The organism is Methylobacterium oryzihabitans (genome assembly GCF_004004555.2).
Classification (GTDB): Bacteria; Pseudomonadota; Alphaproteobacteria; order Rhizobiales; family Beijerinckiaceae; genus Methylobacterium; species Methylobacterium oryzihabitans.
On the sequence record NZ_SACP01000006.1, the window covers coordinates 153516 to 171562 of the forward strand.

The window sequence follows — 18047 nt, forward strand, 5'->3', positions numbered from 1 at the left end:
TCAAGGTCCCGCCGCCGCGCCCTCGTCCTTCAGCGCCGCCAGCCCCTCGCGGTAGGTCGGGTAGGCGAGGGCGACGCCGAGTTCCGCCTTGATGCGGGCATTCCGGACCCGCTTGTTCTCGCCGTAGAAGCTGCGCGCCATCGGGCTGAGCGGCGCCGACTCGAAATCGACCTCCGGCGGCAGCGGCAGCCCGGCGAGCCCCGCCGCGTGGGCGGTGACGTCCTGGGGCGGCGCCGGCTCGTCGTCGGTGACGTTGTAGACCGCGCCGGGATGCGGCCGGTCGAGGGAGGCGGCGAGCGTCGCCGCGATGTCGGCGACGTGGATGCGGTTGAACACCTGCCCGGCCTTGACGATGCGCTGCGAGCGTCCCTCGCGCAGCTTGACGAACGGGTTGCGGCCCGGGCCGTAGATCCCCGACAGGCGGAAGACCTGCACCGCCTTGCCGGTGCGCCGGCCGAAATCCAGCCACGCCTCCTCGACCGCGACCCGGTCGCGGGTGCGCTGGTGCGTCGGGGCCGGCGGCGTCGCCTCGTCGATCCAGGCGCCGCCCTGGTCGCCGTAGACGCCGATGGTCGAGAGGTAGCCGATCCACCGCGCCGGGCCCGCCGCCAGCGCGTCGGCGTAGCGGACGAGCGCCGGGTCGCCGCCGTCGTCGGGGGGGATCGACACCAGCACCGCGTCGCTCGCCGCGAGGTCGTCGGCGATGCGCGGATCGGCCTCCCCGGGGGAGAACAGACGCATCGTCACGCCGTCCGGCGCCTCGCCCGTCCGCTCCGTGCCGCGGGTGGTGGCGACGACCCGGCCGAACCGGGCGCGCTCGCGCGCGACGAAGCACCGGGCGGTGAAGCCGAGGCCGAAGACGAACAGATTCATGCGCGGGACCCTGCACGGCGGCGAGGCGGAGGCTCCGCCGACGGTGCGGGCCGACCTTCCTCTACGCATCATTGACCGCGATGGCCACCGTCGCCGCGCGATGCCCGTGCGCCGGTCAGACGAGCGCGACCCGCCACAGCGCCAGCGCCGCCGAGCCGACGAGGCCGGCCGCCAGCGAGCGGCGCAGCCACGGCCCCGACCGCATCGGCACCGCCCGTCGGGCGAAGCGCACGCAGGCGATGCCGACGAGGCTGAACCACGCGGCGGCCATCAGGAACACCGTGACGCAGGCGAGCGCCGGGCCGGAGCCGAGCCCGGAGCCGGGATGACCGAGGAAGTAGCCGGCGAAGAACGACACCGTGATCGGGTTGGAGGCCGCCGCCAGCAATCCGGGCAGGAAACTGCCCCGGCCGGGCCCGGCGGGATCGGCCCGTCCGGTTCCGGCGTCCGGTTCGCTGAGGATCTGGAGCGCCATCCGGACCAGCAGGCAGGCGAACAGGCCGGTGCCGGCCCATTGCATCATCCGTCCGTCCGGCAGCAGGGCGGCGCAGCCGGCGGCGAGCGCCGTCGCCAGGGCGGCGCCGCAGCCGATGCCGAGCGCGGTGCAGACCGTGCGTCCGGTCGAGGCCGACAGGCTGCTGCGCAGGACCACCAGGAGGTTCGGACCGGGCACCGCCAGGACCAAGGCATAGGACGCCGCGAGGGGCGCCAGGAAGGCGGGCAGGGGGTCGGGCATCGGGTGGACCGGTACGGGAACAGCGCGCCCGAGATGTCGCGAAAATCCTCCTGAGCGCTTCCTGCAATCGAATGAGGCGAACGAGATTTCGCGCAATTCCCGCATCGGCGGCGGTGGCGGAACCTCGTAGGCCCCCTTCGCCGAAACGGTCACCGTTTCGGCGGCGAAAATGATGCAGGAACAAGGACGTCGGCAGAGTTGCCCCATGCCGCTCTGCTGACGTCCGGCAGGCCGGCCCGGACTCCGTGGACCGGTGCGTCCGCTCCCCCGGGACGTGCGGGGGCGCACGTCACCGGCCCCGTTCACGGCGACGTGACCAGCGGCCGGTTCCGGTCGGCCCGCACCCTCGGCCTCGTTCGGGCCGGCGTGCCCGGCGCCGGTGCCCGTCCGCTCGCCTCAGCCGGGTTATGGCGGACGCGGTGGCCGGATCCGGCCGGCCGTTGAGAATCCTGGCGTTTCGCCCGGCATCAGGCGGGAGGCGCCGGCGGCCGGACGCCGCGACTGTGGCGATTCGGACACGATCAACCCGGCCCGGACCCCTGCCACGGCCGAGCCTGCCCGCCGCCACAATCTGGCCTGCTCCTCATGGAGTCTTAACTGCACTTCGACAGGGTTCCGGCATTCGGACGACCCGTTCCTCCGGCCCCCTTCCTCCCCTTCGTCACGGTGCAAGAGCTTCCCACCATGCTGTCTCGCGCTCCCCTCTCCGGTCCGCTCGGCCTGGCGCTGCTGGCCTCTCTCGCCCTGCCGGCCCTCGCTCAGGATCGCGGCGGCAGCCTCGCCCAGGCCGAGTGGGCGCAGAACTACGATTCCGCCTCGACGATGCGGGTCCAGCGCTCCAACACCCCGATCCTGTCGCCCCAGACCCTGGCTGCGACCGAGCAGATGATCGAGCGCTACCGCGACATCGTCGGCCGCGGCGGCTGGCAGGCGGTGAACGGCGCCGACCGCCTGCGCGTCGGCGTGCGCAGCCCGGCGGTCGCGGCCCTGCGCCAGCGCCTGATCGTCTCGGGCGACCTCGACCCGGCCGCCGGCTCCTCGCCGGTCTACGATTCCTACGTCGAGGCGGGCGTGCGCCGCTTCCAGGCCCGGCACGGCCTCAACCAGACCGGGTCGATGAACATCACCACCGTGCAGGCGATGAACGTCCCGGCGGACGTGCGCCTGCGCCAGCTCGAGCTGAACGCGGTCCGGCTGCGCTCCTACTCGGGCAACCTCGGCGAGCGCTACGTCATCGTCAACATCCCGGCCGCTTTGGTCGAGACGGTCGAGAACGACCACGTCGCGACCCGCCACGCCGCCGGCGTCGGCAAGATCGACCGCCAGTCGCCGATCATGAACGCCAAGATCCAGGAGGTGAACTTCAATCCCTACTGGACCGTGCCGGCCTCGATCATCAAGAAGGACCTGATCCCGAAGATGCAGAAGGATCCGTCCTACCTGACGGACAACAAGATCCGCATCTTCAGCGGCGACCGCGAGATCCCGCCCAACCAGGTCAACTGGAACTCCGACGAGGCGACCCGCTACCGCTTCCGCCAGGATCCGGGCGTCGACCTGAACTCGATGGGCTTCGTGCGGATCAACATCCCGAACCCGCACGGCGTCTACATGCACGACACGCCGGCCAAGGGCATCTTCGGCGACGACTTCCGCTTCGTGTCGTCGGGCTGCGTCCGCGTGCAGAACGTGCGCGACTACGTGTCGTGGATCCTCCAGGGCACGCCGCAGAGCAACCCGGAGACGATCGAGGCGATCATCCAGGGCGGCCAGCGGGTCGATGCCCGTCCGGTGGCGCCGATCCCGGTCTACTGGACCTACATCACCGCGTGGTCGACCCCGGACGGCCTCGTGCAGTTCCGCGACGACATCTACAAGCGCGACGGCGTCGGCGCCCCGACCGCCGCGATGACCGCCGCGGCCGCCGGCCCGCGCAACTTCAACCCCGACGCCGACGACGACCAGACCAACTGATCCTCGCGATCCGGCGGATCGCCACGATCCGGCGATTGCCGCGATCCCGCGGATCGCCGCGATCCGTTGGAACGCCGCGATCGCGACCCTGACAGCGGCCCGGGCCCGTGCCCGGGCCGCTTCGCGTTGACGGAAGACCCGAGGTGTCGACGATGTCCCAGCCCGACGACCGCCTCGATGCGCTTGAGGCCCGGATCGCCCACCAGGACTCGGTGATCGAGGACCTGAACCGGGTGGTCACCCAGCAATGGAGCGCCATCGACGCGCTGACGCGGCACGTCGCCGCCCTGCGCGAGCGCCTGCGCGAGATGGCCGAGCGTCCCGCCGGGACCGGCGAGGAGCCGCCGCCGCCGCACTACTGATCCGCGAGCACAAGTTTTTCTGACGGTGTCTTCATTTTTTCTGAAGCGCCAACGACTTGACGCAAGTCTGACTGAATCTTACCTCTGAGGTCGAGGCCCGGTCCACTTGCACCGTCGCCGCGGACGGTGCTGCGGCCGGGAATCGGCGGCATTGGCCTGCCCGGCGACCGCGTGTAGAAGCCTGCCGAACCCGAAAAACCTCCGAACCGCGCCGACGATCCGTCCGGGCGGTCCTGATCAACTCCCGAGGCCATCATGAGCGTGGGCACCGCCAACCCGTCCCTGTCGAACTCGTTCTTCGCCGCCTCGCTCGCCGACGTCGATCCCGAGATCGCCGGCGCGGTGCAGAAGGAACTCGGCCGCCAGCAGCACGAGATCGAGCTGATCGCCTCCGAGAACATCGTCTCGCGCGCGGTGCTGGAAGCGCAAGGTTCGGTGCTGACCAACAAGTACGCGGAAGGCTATCCCGGCCGGCGCTACTACGGCGGCTGCGAGTTCGTCGACATCGCCGAGGACCTCGCCATCGAGCGCGCCAAGCGCCTGTTCGGCTGCGGCTTCGCCAACGTCCAGCCGAACTCCGGCTCCCAGGCTAACCAGGCCGTGTTCATGGCCACGATGCAGCCGGGCGACACCTTCCTCGGCCTCGACCTCGCGGCGGGCGGCCACCTCACCCACGGCGCGCCGCCCAACGTTTCGGGCAAGTGGTTCAAGCCGGTCTCCTACACCGTGCGCCGCGAGGACCAGCGCATCGACATGGAGCAGGTCGAGCGCCTCGCCCACGAGCACAAGCCGAAGGTCATCATCGCGGGCGGCTCGGGCTATCCGCGCCACTGGGACTTCGCCAAGTTCCGCGAGATCGCCGACAGCGTCGGGGCGGTGTTCTTCGTCGACATGGCCCACTTCGCCGGGCTGGTGGCCGGCGGCGTGCACCCGTCCCCGTTCCCGCACGCCCACGTGGTGACCACCACCACCCACAAGACCCTGCGCGGGCCGCGCGGCGGCATGATCCTCACCGACGACGAGGCGCTGGCCAAGAAGCTGAACTCGGCGATCTTCCCCGGCCTGCAGGGCGGGCCCCTGATGCACGTCATCGCCGGCAAGGCGGTGGCGTTCGGCGAGGCGCTCAAGCCCGAGTTCAAGCTCTACGCCAAGCAGGTGGTGGAGAATGCCCGGGCGCTGGCCGACACCATCATCTCGGGCGGCTACGACATCACCTCGGGCGGCACCGACAACCACCTGATGCTGGTCGACCTGCGGTCGAAGAACCTGACCGGCAAGGCGGCGGAGGCCGCGCTCGGGCGCGCCGGCATCACCTGCAACAAGAACGGCGTGCCGTTCGACCCGCAGAAGCCGACGATCACCTCGGGCATCCGGCTCGGCACCCCGGCGGCGACCTCGCGCGGGTTCGGCGTCGCCGAGTTCAAGAAGGTCGGCGAGCTGATCGTGCAGGTGCTCGACGGGCTGCACCGCGCCGGCGAGGCGGGCGACGCCGCCGGCGAGGCGAAGGCCAAGGAGGCGGTCCACGCGCTCACCGACCGCTTCCCGATCTACGGCTGATACGATTTCCGGACCCTCGTTCCGGAAATCGTATCACCAGCCCGCGCGGCACCTGAGCGAATCCGAAATCCGCATCGCGAAGCGATCTTTCGGATTTCGTATGATCCCCTACATCGGGGGCGTCAGGGCCCGGTCCCGGTTTCCCGGGGCCGGGCCCTTCCCGTTCGCGGCGCCTCCCGGTCCTCGGGACCGCCTTGAGGAGATGGCCGGCCGATGCGGTGCCCCTATTGCGGCGGCCTCGCCACCCAGGTGAAGGATTCGCGCCCGAGCGACGACAGCTCGGCGATCCGCCGGCGCCGGGTCTGCGAGGATTGCGGCGGCCGCTTCACCACCTTCGAGCGGGTGCAGTTGCGCGAGCTGACCGTGGTCAAGCGGTCGGGCCGCCGCGTGCCGTTCGACCGCGACAAGCTCCAGCGCTCGGTCGACATCGCGCTGCGCAAGCGCCCGGTCGAGCCCGAGCGGGTCGAGCGCCTCGTCAGCGGCATCACCCGCCAGCTTGAGAGCGGCGGCGACGGCGAGGTGACGAGCGAGGCGATCGGCGAGGCGGTGATGGAGGCGCTCAAGGGCCTCGACGACGTCGCCTACGTGCGCTTCGCCTCGGTCTACAAGAACTTCCGCGAGGCCCGCGACTTCGAGGAATGGGTCGGCCGGCTCGCCGCCGGGCAGGCCGAGACCGCCGGGCCGGCGCAGGCCGTCCCCGACGAGCCGGCCCCGCGCCGCGCCCGGGGCCGGGCGTGAGCGCGGACTCGCTCCAGGCGGCGGAAGACCGCCGCGACATGGGCCAGCAGGCGGCGGAAGACCGCCGCGACATGGGCCAGCAGGCGGCGGAAGACCGCCGCGACATGGGCCAGCAGGCGGCGGAGGACCGCCGCTACATGGGCCTCGCCCTGGCGCTCGGCCGGCGCAACCTCGGCCGGACCTGGCCCAACCCCTCGGTCGGGGCGGTGCTGGTCGGCGGACCGCCCGGCGCCCGGCGGATCCTCGCCCAGGGCGTCACCCAGCCCGGCGGGCGGCCGCACGCCGAGCGCGTCGCGCTGGCGCAGGCCGGCGAGTCGGCCCGCGGCGCGACCCTCTACGTCACCCTGGAGCCGTGCTCGCATCACGGCCGCACCTCGCCCTGCGCCGACGCGGTGATCGCGGCGGGCGTCGCCCGGGTGGTGAGCGCGATCGAGGATCCCGATGCCCGGGTCGCCGGCCGCGGCCATGCCCGCCTGCGCGCCGCCGGCATCGCCGTCACGGTCGGGGTACGGGCCGGCGAGGCGGCGCGCGACCAGCGCGGCCATCTCACCCGGGTCCGGCTCGGCCGGCCGGCGGTGATGCTGAAGCTCGCCCGCACCCGCGACGGCTACGCCGCGGGCGGGGAGGGGAGGCTGATGATCTCCGGGCCGCTGGCCAATGCCCGGGTCCACCTGCTGCGGGCGCATTGCGACGCGATCATGGTCGGGATCGGCACCGCGCTCGCCGACGACCCGGAACTGACCGTGCGGCTGCCGGGCCTCGCCGACCGCTCGCCGGTGCGGATCGTGCTCGACTCGCACCTGCGCCTGCCGATCGACGCCAGGCTGGTGCGCTCCGCCGACACGGTGCCGACGCTCGTCGTCGCCGGACCGGGAGCGCCCCGCGCCGCCGCCGCGGCGCTGGAGGCGGCCGGCGCCGAGGTGCTGACGGTCGCCGGCGACGAGGCCGGCCGGATCGACCTTCCGGCGGCCCTCGCGGCGCTCGGCGCCCGCGGCCTCACCCGGATCTGCTCCGAGGGCGGGCCGACCCTCGCCGACGCCCTCGCGCGGCTCGACCTGATCGACGCCTGCTGCCTCGTCACCGGGGCCACGTCCCTCAGCGTCCCGGGGCTGCCGGCGGTCGGACCGGCGCTCGCCGCCCGCCTCGCCGACGGCCTCGACCGCGTCGCGGAGGTCCGGGCCGGCCCCGACCTGTTCACCCATTACGAGCGGAGTTCCCCATGTTCACCGGCCTCGTCTCCGATGTCGGGCGCGTCGTCGCCGCCGAGGGCGGCGAGCGCCTGCGCCGGCTGACCATCGACGCCGCCTACGACCCGGCGACCATCGCGCTCGGCGCCTCGATCGCCTGTTCCGGTCCCTGCCTCACCGCGGTGGCGGTGGAGCCGCGCGACGGCGGATGCCGGTTCCAGGTCGACGTCGCCGCCGAGACGCTCGCCCGCACCACCGCCGGGAGCTGGGTCGCCGGCACGCGGCTCAACCTCGAACGCTCGCTGAAGATCGGCGACGAGCTCGGCGGCCACCTCGTCACCGGCCACGTCGACGGCCTCGCCGAGATCGTCGCGCGCGAGCCGGTCACGACGTCCTCCGACGACGCCTGGGGCCCGAGCGAGCGCTTCGTCCTGCGCGCGCCGCCCGAACTGTCGCGCTTCATCGCCGAGAAGGGCTCGGTCTGCCTCGACGGCACCTCGCTCACGGTGAACGGTGTCGAGGGCGACCGGTTCACGGTGCTGCTGATCCCCCACACCCTCGCGGTCACGACCTGGGGCGAGCGCCGGGCCGGCGACCGGCTCAACCTCGAGGTTGACCTCATCGCCCGCTACGCCGCGCGGCTGACCGAGGCGCGGGCGGCGGTCGAGCGGGCGCCCTGAGCCCGGGCCACCTGCGGTTGCAGATCCCGCGGGTATTGTAACTCGTTCGTTTCATCGGAGTGTCGCACACCCACGCTAAGCCGCCTCGCCCCGCGAGGACACCCGCGTTCACGGATCTCCGGGCCGCCGTTCCCCGCCGCCCCGGAGCCGCCGATGACCACCGTCCCGCACGTCCTGGCCAACGGCGACCTCGTCCAGACCTGGACCGACGCGACCCTCATCGCCCGCGACGACGACTGGAGCGGCGTGCCGAGCATCGTCGGCTATCGCGGCGACGACATCACGGCGACGACGGCGGCCGACCCGCGCACGCTGACCGGCGACGGCACCGTCACGGTCGACGTCAACGCCGACCGCGCCGACCCGAACGGCTTCACCTCCGGCGGCGTGACCGAGTTCGCTCTCGCCAACCCGACGATCGCGCTCGCCGGCTCCGGCACCGCCGACGCCCCGAACCTCGTCCTGCACCTCGACGCCACCGGGCGCCGGGACGTGACGGTGGCCTACACCCTGCGCGACCTCGAATCCGGCGGCGACAACGCGGTGCAGCCGGTGGCGCTGCAATACCGGATCGGCGCGAGCGGTGCCTGGACCGACGTGCCCGCCGGCTTCGTCGCCGACGCCACCACCGGCCCGAACGCCGCCGGCCCCGACATCCGGGTCGAGGCGGTGCTGCCCGCCGCCGCGGACGGACAGGCCGGGCTGCAGGTGCGGATCATCACCGCCAACGCCGCCGGCAGCGACGAGTGGGTCGGGGTCGACGACATCGCGGTGACGAGCCGAGCCGCCGGCGCCACGCCGGTGACCCCGACCCTGCTCGCCCCGGCGCCGTCGCTCGCCGGCGACACCGCCACCCCGGTCGGCACCGGCAGCCTCGTCCTCACCCGCCTCGGCGCGATCGCGGCCTCGGGCACCAACTCGGCCGGCGGCGGGGCCGAGGTCGTGACCTTCGATCCCGCGACCGACCGGCTGTTCACCCTCAACGCCCGCGACGGCGTGATCGACGTGACGCGGATCGGCGCCGACGGGTCGCTGACCCGCACCGGCAGCATCGCGCTCACCGCGCTGCCGGGCTACGGCGCCGCCAACACCGTGGCGGTCCGCAACGGCCTGCTGGCGGTCGGCTATCAGAACGTTGATCCGCGCCAGAACGGCGCGGTCGCCCTGTTCGACGCCACGAGCCTCGCGCTGCTCGGCACGCCGCTGACGGTCGGCAACCTGCCCGACCAACTCAGCTTCAACGCCGCCGGCACCAGGATCCTCGTCGCCAACGAGGGCGAGCGCGCCACGGTCGGCGGCGTCGCGGTCAACCCGTCGGGCTCGGTCTCGCTGATCGACCTCTCGGCGGGCGCGGCTGCCGCCACGGTGGCGAGCTACGACTTCTCGGCGCTGGCCGGGCAGGAGGCCGCCTTGCGGGCGGCGGGCGTGCGCCTGCCGCCGGGCTCGGGCGCGATCGCCGACATCGAGCCGGAATACACGGCGATCTCCGGCACCACCGCCTACGTCACGCTCCAGGAAGCCAACGCCATCGCGGTGTTCGACATCTCGGGCTCGGCGCCGGTCCTGACCGCCCTCAAGCCGCTCGGCTCCATCGACCGCTCGCTGCCGGGCAACGAGCTCGACGCCTCGGACGACGGCCCGGCGACCCCGGCCTCGATCCGCATCCGCACCGAGCCGGTCTTCGGCCTGCCGATGCCCGACGCCATCGCGTCGTTCACCGCCGCCGACGGCGCGGTCTACCTCGTCACCGCCAACGAGGGCGACGCCCGCAGCGACGACAGCGACGTGGCGCGCCTGCGCACCCTGACCCTCGACCCGACCGCCTTCCCGAACGCCGCCGCGCTCCAGGCCAATGCGGAACTCGGCCGCCTCAACGTCTCGACCATCGACGGCGATACCGACGGCGACGGCGACCTCGACCGGATCGTCACCTTCGGCGGTCGCGGCATCTCGATCTTCCGCCAGGAGGCCGACGGGACCATCACCAAGGTCCGCGAGACCGGCGGCGAGTTCGAAAAAATCCTCGCCCGCGACTATCCGGCGATCTTCAACCAGAACCAGGGCAACGGCGCCGTCGACGACCGCTCCGACGACAAGGGGCCGGAGCCGGAGGGCGTCACGATCGGCACGGTGGCCGGCCGCACCTACGCCTTCGTCGGGCTGGAGCGCACCGGCGGCGTGATGGTCTACGACATCACGGTGCCGTCGCAGGCCCGCTTCGTCACCTTTCAGCCGCCGGCGAGCGGGACCACCGACGCGGCGCCGGAGGTGCTGACCTTCATCTCCGCCGCCGACAGCCCGACCGGGCAGGCCCTGGTCGTCTCGGCCAACGAGGTCGGCAACACCACGACCGTCTACCAGGCCGCTCCGGCGCTCACCGCGATCCCGCTGATCCAGGGCACCGGCGAGACCTCGGCCCTCGTCGGCCAGACCGTGACCACGACCGGAATCGTCACCGCGGTCGCCGGCAACGGCTTCTACCTCCAGGACCGGACCGGCGACGGCAACGCCGCCACCTCCGACGCGCTGTTCGTGTTCACCGGCACCCGGCCGGGCGTCACCGCCGGCGACGGCGTGACGGTGACCGGTCAGGTGCAGGAGTTCCGCCCCTCCAACGCCGCCCGCGGCGCCTTCGGCGTCACCCAGATCGGCGGCACGCCGAGCGTCACCGTCACCAGCCGCGACAACGCCCTGCCGGCCGCGGTCCGCATCGGCGGCGCCGGCGGCCTCCTCCCGCCGACCGCCGACCTCGCCGCCGGCAGCGCGTTCTGGGAGAGCCTGGAGGGCATGCGCGCCACCGTGACGGCGCCGATCGCCACCGGGCCGACCAACGGCTTCGGCGAGATCTTCGCCGTGGCCGACGGCGGCGCCGGCGCGACCGGCCTCACCGACCGCGGCAACCTGCTGATCGCCGGCGGCACGCCGGTGCTCGGCGCCACCAACAGCGGGGGCGGCGACTTCAACCCCGAGCGCATCCGCCTCGATCCGGGCCTCGGCGTGACGCTGCCGCAGGTGAACACCGGCACCCGCTTCGCCGACGTGACGGGCGTCATCAACTACAGCTTCGGCAATTACGAGGTCCTGGCGACCGCCCCGGTCACCGTCACGGCCGACAGCCCGCTCGCCAAGGCGCCCGGGACGCTCACCGGCGACGCCGATCACCTGCTGGTGGCGAGCTACAACGCCGAGAACCTCGACCCGACCGACGGCGCCGCCCGCTTCGCCACCATCGCGTCGGAGATCCTGGGCAAGCTCAACACCCCCGACGTGATCGCGCTCCAGGAGGTGCAGGACGACGACGGCCCGGGCAACACCGCCTCGACCGTCACCTCGGCCTCCGGGACGCTGCAGCGGCTCGTCGACGCGATCGCGGCGGCCGGCGGCCCGGTCTACGGCTTCCTCGACAACGGCTTCATCGGCGACGACACCAACGGCGGCGAGCCCGGCGGCAACATCCGCACCGCGTTCCTGTACCGCACCGACCGGGTGAGCGTGGCGCCGGGCTCGGTCCGCACCATCGCGGCCGACGGCAGCGCGATCGCGTCGGGCCCCTACACCGACCAGCAGACCAACGCGGACAACCCGTTCTTCGGCTCGCGCCCGCCGCTCGCCGCCGATTTCGTCTTCAACGACGCGACCGTGACGGTGGTGAGCAACCACTTCACCTCGAAGGGCGGCAGCGGCGCGCTGTTCGGCTCCGAGCAGCCGCCGTTCAACGCCGGCGAGATCGCCCGGGCGGCGCAGGCCCAGGCGGTGAACAGCTTCGTCGACGGCCTGCTCGCGGCGGATGCCGGGGCGCGGGTGGTGGTGACCGGCGATCTCAACGATTACGGCTTCGAGGAGCCGCTGACCGTGCTGCGCGGCGCCGCGACCCTGACCGGCACCACCTCCGCCGGCACCGGCGCGGTGCTGACCCCCGGCGGCACCCCGATCCTCACCGATCTCCAGGACCTGCTGCCGGCCGACCGGCGCTACGACTACGTGTTCGAGGGCAACGCCCAGACCCTCGACCACATGCTGACCACGGCGGCGCTGACCGAGGGGGCCGGGTTCGAGCCGGTCCACATCAACGCCGACTTCGCCGACCAGACCAGCGACCACGACCCGCTGCTCGGCCGCTTCCGCATCCCGGCGGTCGGGCGCGCGGCGACGGGCACCGCGGGAGCCGACGCCCTGTCGGGCGGCAACGGCGCCGATACCCTCCAGGGCGGTGCCGGCGACGACACGCTCCGGGGCGGGGAGCGGGACGATCAGGTCTTCGGCCAGGACGGCACCGATTCGGTGCAGGGCGGCGCCGGCAACGACTTCGGCTCGGGCGGGTGGGGCAGCGACACGGTGCTCGGCGAGGCCGGCAACGACCTGCTGTTCGGCGACGACGACGACGATCTCGTCGACGGCAACGACGGCGACGACCTCGTCTACGGCGGCACCGGCACCGACACCGTCTACGGCAGCGCCGGGAACGATCAGGTCTACGGCCAGGACGGTAACGACTTCGTCGGCACCGGCTCGGGCAACGATTTCGGCTCGGGCGGGTGGGGCAACGACGAGGTGCACGGCGAGCAGGGCAACGACCTGCTGTTCGGCGACGACGGCAACGACGGCGTCTACGGCGAGGACGGCGACGACCAGGTTTACGGCGGCACCGGCAACGACTATCTGACCGGCGACGCCGGCAACGACCTCGTGCGCGGCGAGGACGGCGAGGACCGGCTGTTTGGCGGCGAGGGCGGCGACGACCTCTCGGGCGGGGCCGGCGCCGACACGATCGAGGGCGGCGATGGAGCCGACCTCCTGTTCGGCAACAGCGGCGACGACGTGCTGACCGGTGGGGCGGGGGCGGACATCTTCGGGTTCGGGCGCGGCGACGGGCGCGACGCGATCACCGATTTCGTGACAGGCGGGTCGGAGGCCGACGTGATCGCGTTCAACGGCGGGGTGTTCGCCGACTTCGCGGCCGTGCAGGCGGCGAGCCGTCAGGAGGGATCTGACGCGGTGATCGCCTACGGCACCGACGACGGGCTGACGCTGCGTGGCGTGCAGGTCGCCACCCTGACGGCGGCGAACTTTTCCTTCGGGTGAGCCGGGGGCTCGCAGCCCCTTCGACCCGCTGATACGGTTTTCGGACGATCTGTTCCGAAAACCGTATCACCAGACCGCGCGGCGCATGAGCGAAGCCGATTTTCGCATCGCGAATGCGATCCCGCAGGGATCGCCGAGCGATCAATCGAAAGCCGTAAGACAGGCCATCCCGTCCGATCGAACCGATGCTCACCCGACGAAGGTGTAGCCGATGTAGCGCTTGGCCTCGATCGGGTCGTGGCCGAGGCGGTCGCGCAGCTTCTTGCGCAGCTTGCTGACATGGCCCTCGACGACGCTCTCGTCGACCTCGTTGCTGTAGACGCCGTAGACCGTGTTGAAGATCTGCGTCTTGGTCAGGCGCCGGCCGCGGTTGCGCACGAGGTATTCGAGGATGTGGCGCTCGCGCCGGGGCAGCGGCAGCGGCTCGCCGTCGATCTCGGGGTCGCGTCCGTCGCCGTGGACCTTCAGGCGCTCGTTCGCCGGCGGCGCCTCCTCGGGCTGGGCCGAGAGGGCGTTGACCCGGCGCCAGATCGCCTCCGAGCGCGCGAGGATCTCGCGGACGTGGACGGGCTTGGGCAGCACGTCGTCGATGCCGGCGGTGAACAGCGACAGGGTCTGCTCCAGGGAGCGGATGTCGCTGAGCGCGATGATCGGCGCCCGCGACTGCTTGCGGATCAGGCCGGCGCAGGTGAGGCGGTCGTCGAAATCGCCGAGAAGGAACCCCTGGATCGCGTCGATGTCGACCGGGGAGGCCGCCTGGAACCAGCTCCGGAACTCGCCGGAGACCAGTCCGAGGGAGGAGATGCCCTCGCGGTCGAAGCTCGCCGTGTATCCCGCAGTCACGCTCTGCCGGTCATCGACGAAGATGTACATGAAACCAGAACCCCGAGAGGGTGCCCGAGCCCGGCCGGTTCCTGCCCCGTGCCGCGGAGGCCGGCACGCGCACGGCACCCGTCCGGCCCCGGAGCCTCGTCCGGGCCGCCACGAATGCTCACAGCGTAATCGGCTCCGGTCGGCCCGGGGCGGGACCCTGCGGACGCTACGGCAGCGATGTGGGAAGCGATGAACTCGTCACTGTCATTTCACATTGTCCACCGCTGCCGGCCCGGTCAATGGCGGCGATGCAACACACAGTGGTATCCCACCGGCCCCGCCGACGCGGCCTAATCCGGCAGGCCGAGGCGCAGGGGCGAGCGGTCGTAGCCGTCGAGCAGATCCTGCGGGTCGCGGTAGACCATACGGCAGCCGGCGGCGCCGAGATCGGCCTCCGGGAAGCCGCCGCACAGGACCCCGAGCGCTGCGAGGCCGGCCTTGCCGGCGGCCTCGGCGTCGTAGGGCGAATCGCCGATCACGATCGCGTCGCTGCGATCCGGATGGCCGAGCTTGTCGAGCGCCGCCTCGAAGATGTCCGGATGCGGCTTGGAGCGGTCGGCCTCGTCGGAGTTGGTCGCAACGTCGACGAGATCCGCGATGTCCGCGATCTCCATGTAGTGTCGGACCTCGTCGGCCTTGCCCGAGGAGGCGAGCGCCAGGGTGTGGCCCTCCTCGCGCAGGCGCGCGAACAGCGCCCGCACCCCGGGGAACGGCCGCACCTGCGGCAGGTACGTCGCCTTGAACAGGTCGGAGCGGTGGCGCTCGATCGCCGCGCCGTCGCGCTCCAGCCGCTCGGGCGGCACGAAGACCGGCATCAACTGGTCGCCGCCCTTGCCGATCTGGCCGCGCACCGCCGCGGCGGCGGCCGGGCCCCGTCGGGCGCGGCCGCGGCTGGCCTTCCCCGGGCGTCGCCGCTACACGGAGGCCCCGGGGGCGCCCTCCGCCACGGCGCCCGTCGGCGCGGCGACGGGCCGAGACAAGCACAAGGGATCCTGCGATGCCCGTCCTGAACAGAGCCTGCCTCGTCGCCGTGCTGGCGGCGGTGGCGGGCGGTTGCGTCAACCCCCTCGGCCAGACCGGCGGCGTGCTGCCGGCGAGCGACGTCGGGCCGCCCCCGTCGATGCGCGCCGACCTGCGGGCGCCGTCCCGCACGGCGACGCCGTCGCAGGTCGATCCCGACCGGGTGATGCCGACCGCGCCGTCCCGCCGCCTCGACGTGCCGGCCAATCCCCGCGCCCAGGCCGATGCGGGCCAGTCCGGCCCCCGCCGCATCCGCCGCGACGAGCTCGAAGGCGCCGAGGAGGGCCGCTCGGGCGGCGGCGGCAGCCTGAGCCCGACGATGGGCAGCGGTGGCTCGGTCGGTCTCGGCGGGCGCTTCTGAACCGGGCGTGCCGGGACGGCCTCCATTGCGGCGTGCCGAGCTCCGGCGCGGCAAGACGCCGCCGGACGAGGCTTGCCATCGGGCGGGTTCCGCTTAAGCACTTGTTCTGCGGAACCCGGTAGTCGGAAGTCCACGGCGACACAGCCGGCAGGCAGGGAGGTGTGGAATGGCCGCCGGGACCATCGTTCTCGTCACCGACCGCCTGGACCGGAGCGAGGATGTTGCGAAAGCCCTGCGGGAGGTCTCGACCTGCACGGTCGTCGGCGCCGACGTGGCGTGGTCGCGGATGCGGGACGTTCCCCTGGGCGTGGTCTGCGACCTCACGCTCGCGCGCCCGGTGGCGGTGCAGTGCCTGCGCAGCCTCACCACGCGGTTCAAGGGGCAGAGCTTCCCGGTCGTCTGCCTGCTGCGCAGGGCGACCGGCGACGCCCTGCGGGAGGCCAAGAGCCTCGGGGCCACGGTGTGCCTGCCGGCCTACGCGCCGCCCCAGACCATCGCCGGCGCCCTCGCCAAGCACCTCGAGGCGCTCGACTCCGCCGATCTGCGGGTCGCACGGGGCGTCGCCCGGGCCGGCGAGACCCTCACCAGCCTGCTCGCCGAGGCCCGCACCGGCAACCAGGTCCGGGCGGCCCCGATCGAGACCGGGCTCGCGCCGATCCTGACCGCGGTCCAGGACGGCGGCCTGTCGCTGTGGCTCGACCGGGTCTGGACCCACGACGACGCCACCTACCAGCACTGCCTGATGGTCGCCGGGCTCGCGGCGCATTTCGCCGTCCATCTCGGCTTCGGCGAGGACGACCAGCGCCGCTTCGTGCGCGCGGCCCTCGTCCACGACGTCGGCAAGGCGCGCATTCCCCTGGCGATCCTCAACAAGCCCGGCCGCCTCGATCCCGAGGAGATGGCGGTGATGCGCACCCACGCCGCCCTCGGCTACGACATCCTGCGGGCGAGCGGCGAGTGGGACGCCCTGACCCTCGACGTGGTGCGCCACCACCACGAGATGCTCGACGGCTCCGGCTATCCGGACGGGCTGAGCGGTCCCGAGATCACCGACATGGTGCGGCTCCTCACCATCTGCGACATCTACGCCGCCCTGACCGAGCGCCGGCCCTACAAGGAGCCGATGGCGATGCGCGACGCGATGGCGATCCTCGCCGGCATGGAGGGCAAGCTGGAGGCGCGGCTGGTGCAGATCTTCGGCGAGGCGGTGGCGCGGGCGGCCTGAACCCGCCCGGGCGGCCTGAACCCGCGCAGGCGGCCTGCACCCGCCCGGGCGGCCCCACCGCTGCCCCATCCACGGTCCGGTCATCTTTTGCCGTCACGCTCGCGCGTCGCGCGGGGCGATTCGCCCCGGCCCGTCCCCGAGGAAGACCCCATGGCCGCCCGCCTCAGAACCGCGCTCCTGTTCGGGGGCCGTTCGCCGGAACACGACGTCTCGATCATGTCGGCGGCGCACGTCCACCGGGCTCTCGATCCGGCCCGCCACGAGGTCGTGCCGATCCGCATCGAGCGCGAGACCGGGGTGTGGCGGCTGTGCAACCCCGGGGCCGGCGACTTCCCGGTCATCGCGGCCTCGCTGGGCGGCGTCGTCTCCCTCGCCCCGGGCAGCGGCGGCCGCCTGCTCGACGCCGACGGCCGCGAGGTGACGCATCTCGACGTGGCGGTGCCGGTCCTGCACGGCCCCAACGGCGAGGACGGCACGATCCAGGGCCTGCTCGACCTCGCCGGCCTGCCGTATGTCGGGTCCGGGGTGACCGGCTCGGCGGTGGCGATGGACAAGGACGTCGCCAAGCGGCTGATGCGCGACGCCGGCCTGCCGGTGGTGCCGTTCCTCACCGTCACGCCGCGCCGGCCGGTGACCTATGCCGAGGCGGTGGCCGCGCTCGGCACCCCGAACCTCTTCGTCAAGCCGGCCCGGATGGGCTCCTCGGTCGGGGTCGGCCCGGCCGGAGACGCCGAGACCTTCGCCCGCGCCGTGGCGGCGGCCTCGGCCTACGGCGAGCGGGTCCTCGTCGAGCGCAGCATCGTGCGCGCCCGCGAGATCGAATGCGCGGTGCTGGAGACCGCCGAGGGCGAGCTGCGCGCCTCGGTGCTCGGCGAGATCGCCCCGGCGCCCGAGCACGGCTTCTACAGCTACGACGCCAAGTACGTCGATGCCGACGGCGCCGGCCTGCTGATCCCGGCCGAGCTGCCGGCCGCGACCGCCGGGCGGATCCGCGACCTCGCGCTCGCCTGCTTCGACGCCCTGTGCTGCGAGGGGCTGGCGCGGGTCGACTTCTTCGTCGACCCGGCGGCGCCGGACGCGATCTACCTCAACGAGGTCAACACCCTGCCGGGCTTCACCGCGATCAGCATGTACCCGAAGCTGTGGGCCGCCGACGGCCTGCCCGGCCCGGCGCTGATCGACGCCCTGGTCGGACACGCCCTCGCCCGGCACCGGCGCCGGCCCGAGCTGGTGTGATACGGTTTTCAGACGATTTGTTCCGTAAAACCGTATCACCAGCCCGCGCGGTGGAGCCGAAGGCTCCACACACCTGAGCGAAGCCGATGTCCGCATTGCGAAAGCGATACCGCAAGGGATTGCCGAGCGATCAATCGAAAATC

At 72.8% G+C, this 18047-nt stretch carries 13 protein-coding genes and 1 pseudogene; 10 read left to right on the forward strand and 4 right to left on the reverse strand.

Features of this window, described 5'->3' with window-relative positions:
• Positions 1–873 (reverse strand): SDR family oxidoreductase, encoded by an 873-nt coding sequence (locus EOE48_RS08555; protein WP_127728376.1) that lies wholly within the window; start codon positions 871–873, stop codon positions 1–3.
• A 115-nt stretch (positions 874–988) separates the two neighbouring features.
• Positions 989–1609: a LysE family transporter gene (locus tag EOE48_RS08560; protein WP_187371351.1), complete on the reverse strand. Its 621-nt coding sequence runs from the start codon at positions 1607–1609 to the stop codon at positions 989–991.
• Positions 1610–2293: 684 nt separating this feature from the next.
• On the opposite strand from EOE48_RS08560, the gene EOE48_RS08565 reads away from it, so the two are divergent.
• The 7 genes from EOE48_RS08565 (at position 2294) to EOE48_RS08595 (ending at position 13189) form a co-directional block, all read left to right on the forward strand.
• Positions 2294–3583, forward strand: a complete 1290-nt coding sequence (locus EOE48_RS08565) for a L,D-transpeptidase family protein (protein WP_127728378.1) — start codon at positions 2294–2296, stop codon at positions 3581–3583.
• Between the two features lie 152 nt (positions 3584–3735).
• Positions 3736–3945 (forward strand): SlyX family protein, encoded by a 210-nt coding sequence (locus tag EOE48_RS08570; RefSeq protein ID WP_127728379.1) that lies wholly within the window; start codon positions 3736–3738, stop codon positions 3943–3945.
• 255 nt (positions 3946–4200) lie between these two features.
• Positions 4201–5502: a serine hydroxymethyltransferase gene (glyA, locus tag EOE48_RS08575; RefSeq protein ID WP_127728380.1), complete on the forward strand. Its 1302-nt coding sequence runs from the start codon at positions 4201–4203 to the stop codon at positions 5500–5502.
• Between the two features lie 213 nt (positions 5503–5715).
• On the forward strand, positions 5716–6240 hold the full coding sequence (gene nrdR / locus EOE48_RS08580) for a transcriptional regulator NrdR (protein ID WP_127728381.1): 525 nt from the start codon (positions 5716–5718) through the stop codon (positions 6238–6240).
• 104 nt (positions 6241–6344) lie between these two features.
• Positions 6345–7532 (forward strand): bifunctional diaminohydroxyphosphoribosylaminopyrimidine deaminase/5-amino-6-(5-phosphoribosylamino)uracil reductase RibD, encoded by a 1188-nt coding sequence (gene ribD / locus EOE48_RS08585; protein WP_281292735.1) that lies wholly within the window; start codon positions 6345–6347, stop codon positions 7530–7532.
• Complete coding sequence (locus tag EOE48_RS08590; RefSeq protein ID WP_127728382.1) at positions 7460–8107, forward strand: riboflavin synthase; 648 nt, start codon at positions 7460–7462, stop codon at positions 8105–8107. The genes ribD and EOE48_RS08590 overlap by 73 nt, the downstream gene beginning before the upstream one ends.
• Before the next feature lie 153 nt (positions 8108–8260).
• Positions 8261–13189, forward strand: coding sequence for a choice-of-anchor I family protein (locus EOE48_RS08595; RefSeq protein WP_127728383.1), 4929 nt, complete (start codon positions 8261–8263; stop codon positions 13187–13189).
• A gap of 189 nt (positions 13190–13378) precedes the next feature.
• Here the strand turns inward: EOE48_RS08595 and EOE48_RS08600 are convergent, their stop codons facing one another.
• Both EOE48_RS08600 and EOE48_RS08605 read right to left on the reverse strand, forming a co-directional pair.
• Positions 13379–14062: a response regulator transcription factor gene (locus EOE48_RS08600; protein ID WP_127728384.1), complete on the reverse strand. Its 684-nt coding sequence runs from the start codon at positions 14060–14062 to the stop codon at positions 13379–13381.
• 290 nt (positions 14063–14352) lie between these two features.
• Positions 14353–14919, reverse strand: a pseudogene (locus tag EOE48_RS08605) (HAD family hydrolase); the annotation flags it as partial.
• Between the two features lie 140 nt (positions 14920–15059).
• Here EOE48_RS08605 and EOE48_RS08610 point away from each other — a divergent pair.
• The 3 genes from EOE48_RS08610 (at position 15060) to EOE48_RS08620 (ending at position 17904) form a co-directional block, all read left to right on the forward strand.
• A complete protein-coding gene (locus EOE48_RS08610; protein ID WP_127728385.1) occupies positions 15060–15443 on the forward strand; it encodes a hypothetical protein in 384 nt (127 codons plus the stop codon).
• Between the two features lie 166 nt (positions 15444–15609).
• The gene (locus tag EOE48_RS08615; protein ID WP_127728386.1) at positions 15610–16668 is read left to right on the forward strand and encodes an HD-GYP domain-containing protein; all 1059 of its coding nucleotides are present in this window, start codon (positions 15610–15612) and stop codon (positions 16666–16668) included.
• Positions 16669–16818: 150 nt separating this feature from the next.
• Positions 16819–17904, forward strand: a complete 1086-nt coding sequence (locus EOE48_RS08620) for a D-alanine--D-alanine ligase family protein (RefSeq protein WP_127728387.1) — start codon at positions 16819–16821, stop codon at positions 17902–17904.
• Positions 17905–18047 lie beyond the last annotated feature (143 nt).

Bases quoted from the DNA above. Each gene is read 5' to 3' on its own strand.
- EOE48_RS08555 (WP_127728376.1), bottom strand. From the start codon at position 873: ATGAATCTGTTCGTCTTCGGCCTCGGCTTCACCGCCCGGTGCTTCGTC.
- EOE48_RS08560 (WP_187371351.1), bottom strand. From the start codon at position 1,609: ATGCCCGACCCCCTGCCCGCCTTCCTGGCGCCCCTCGCGGCGTCCTAT.
- EOE48_RS08565 (WP_127728378.1), top strand. From the start codon at position 2,294: ATGCTGTCTCGCGCTCCCCTCTCCGGTCCGCTCGGCCTGGCGCTGCTG.
- EOE48_RS08570 (WP_127728379.1), top strand. From the start codon at position 3,736: ATGTCCCAGCCCGACGACCGCCTCGATGCGCTTGAGGCCCGGATCGCC.
- glyA (WP_127728380.1), top strand. From the start codon at position 4,201: ATGAGCGTGGGCACCGCCAACCCGTCCCTGTCGAACTCGTTCTTCGCC.
- nrdR (WP_127728381.1), top strand. From the start codon at position 5,716: ATGCGGTGCCCCTATTGCGGCGGCCTCGCCACCCAGGTGAAGGATTCG.
- ribD (WP_281292735.1), top strand. From the start codon at position 6,345: ATGGGCCAGCAGGCGGCGGAGGACCGCCGCTACATGGGCCTCGCCCTG.
- EOE48_RS08590 (WP_127728382.1), top strand. From the start codon at position 7,460: ATGTTCACCGGCCTCGTCTCCGATGTCGGGCGCGTCGTCGCCGCCGAG.
- EOE48_RS08595 (WP_127728383.1), top strand. From the start codon at position 8,261: ATGACCACCGTCCCGCACGTCCTGGCCAACGGCGACCTCGTCCAGACC.
- EOE48_RS08600 (WP_127728384.1), bottom strand. From the start codon at position 14,062: ATGTACATCTTCGTCGATGACCGGCAGAGCGTGACTGCGGGATACACG.
- EOE48_RS08610 (WP_127728385.1), top strand. From the start codon at position 15,060: ATGCCCGTCCTGAACAGAGCCTGCCTCGTCGCCGTGCTGGCGGCGGTG.
- EOE48_RS08615 (WP_127728386.1), top strand. From the start codon at position 15,610: ATGGCCGCCGGGACCATCGTTCTCGTCACCGACCGCCTGGACCGGAGC.
- EOE48_RS08620 (WP_127728387.1), top strand. From the start codon at position 16,819: ATGGCCGCCCGCCTCAGAACCGCGCTCCTGTTCGGGGGCCGTTCGCCG.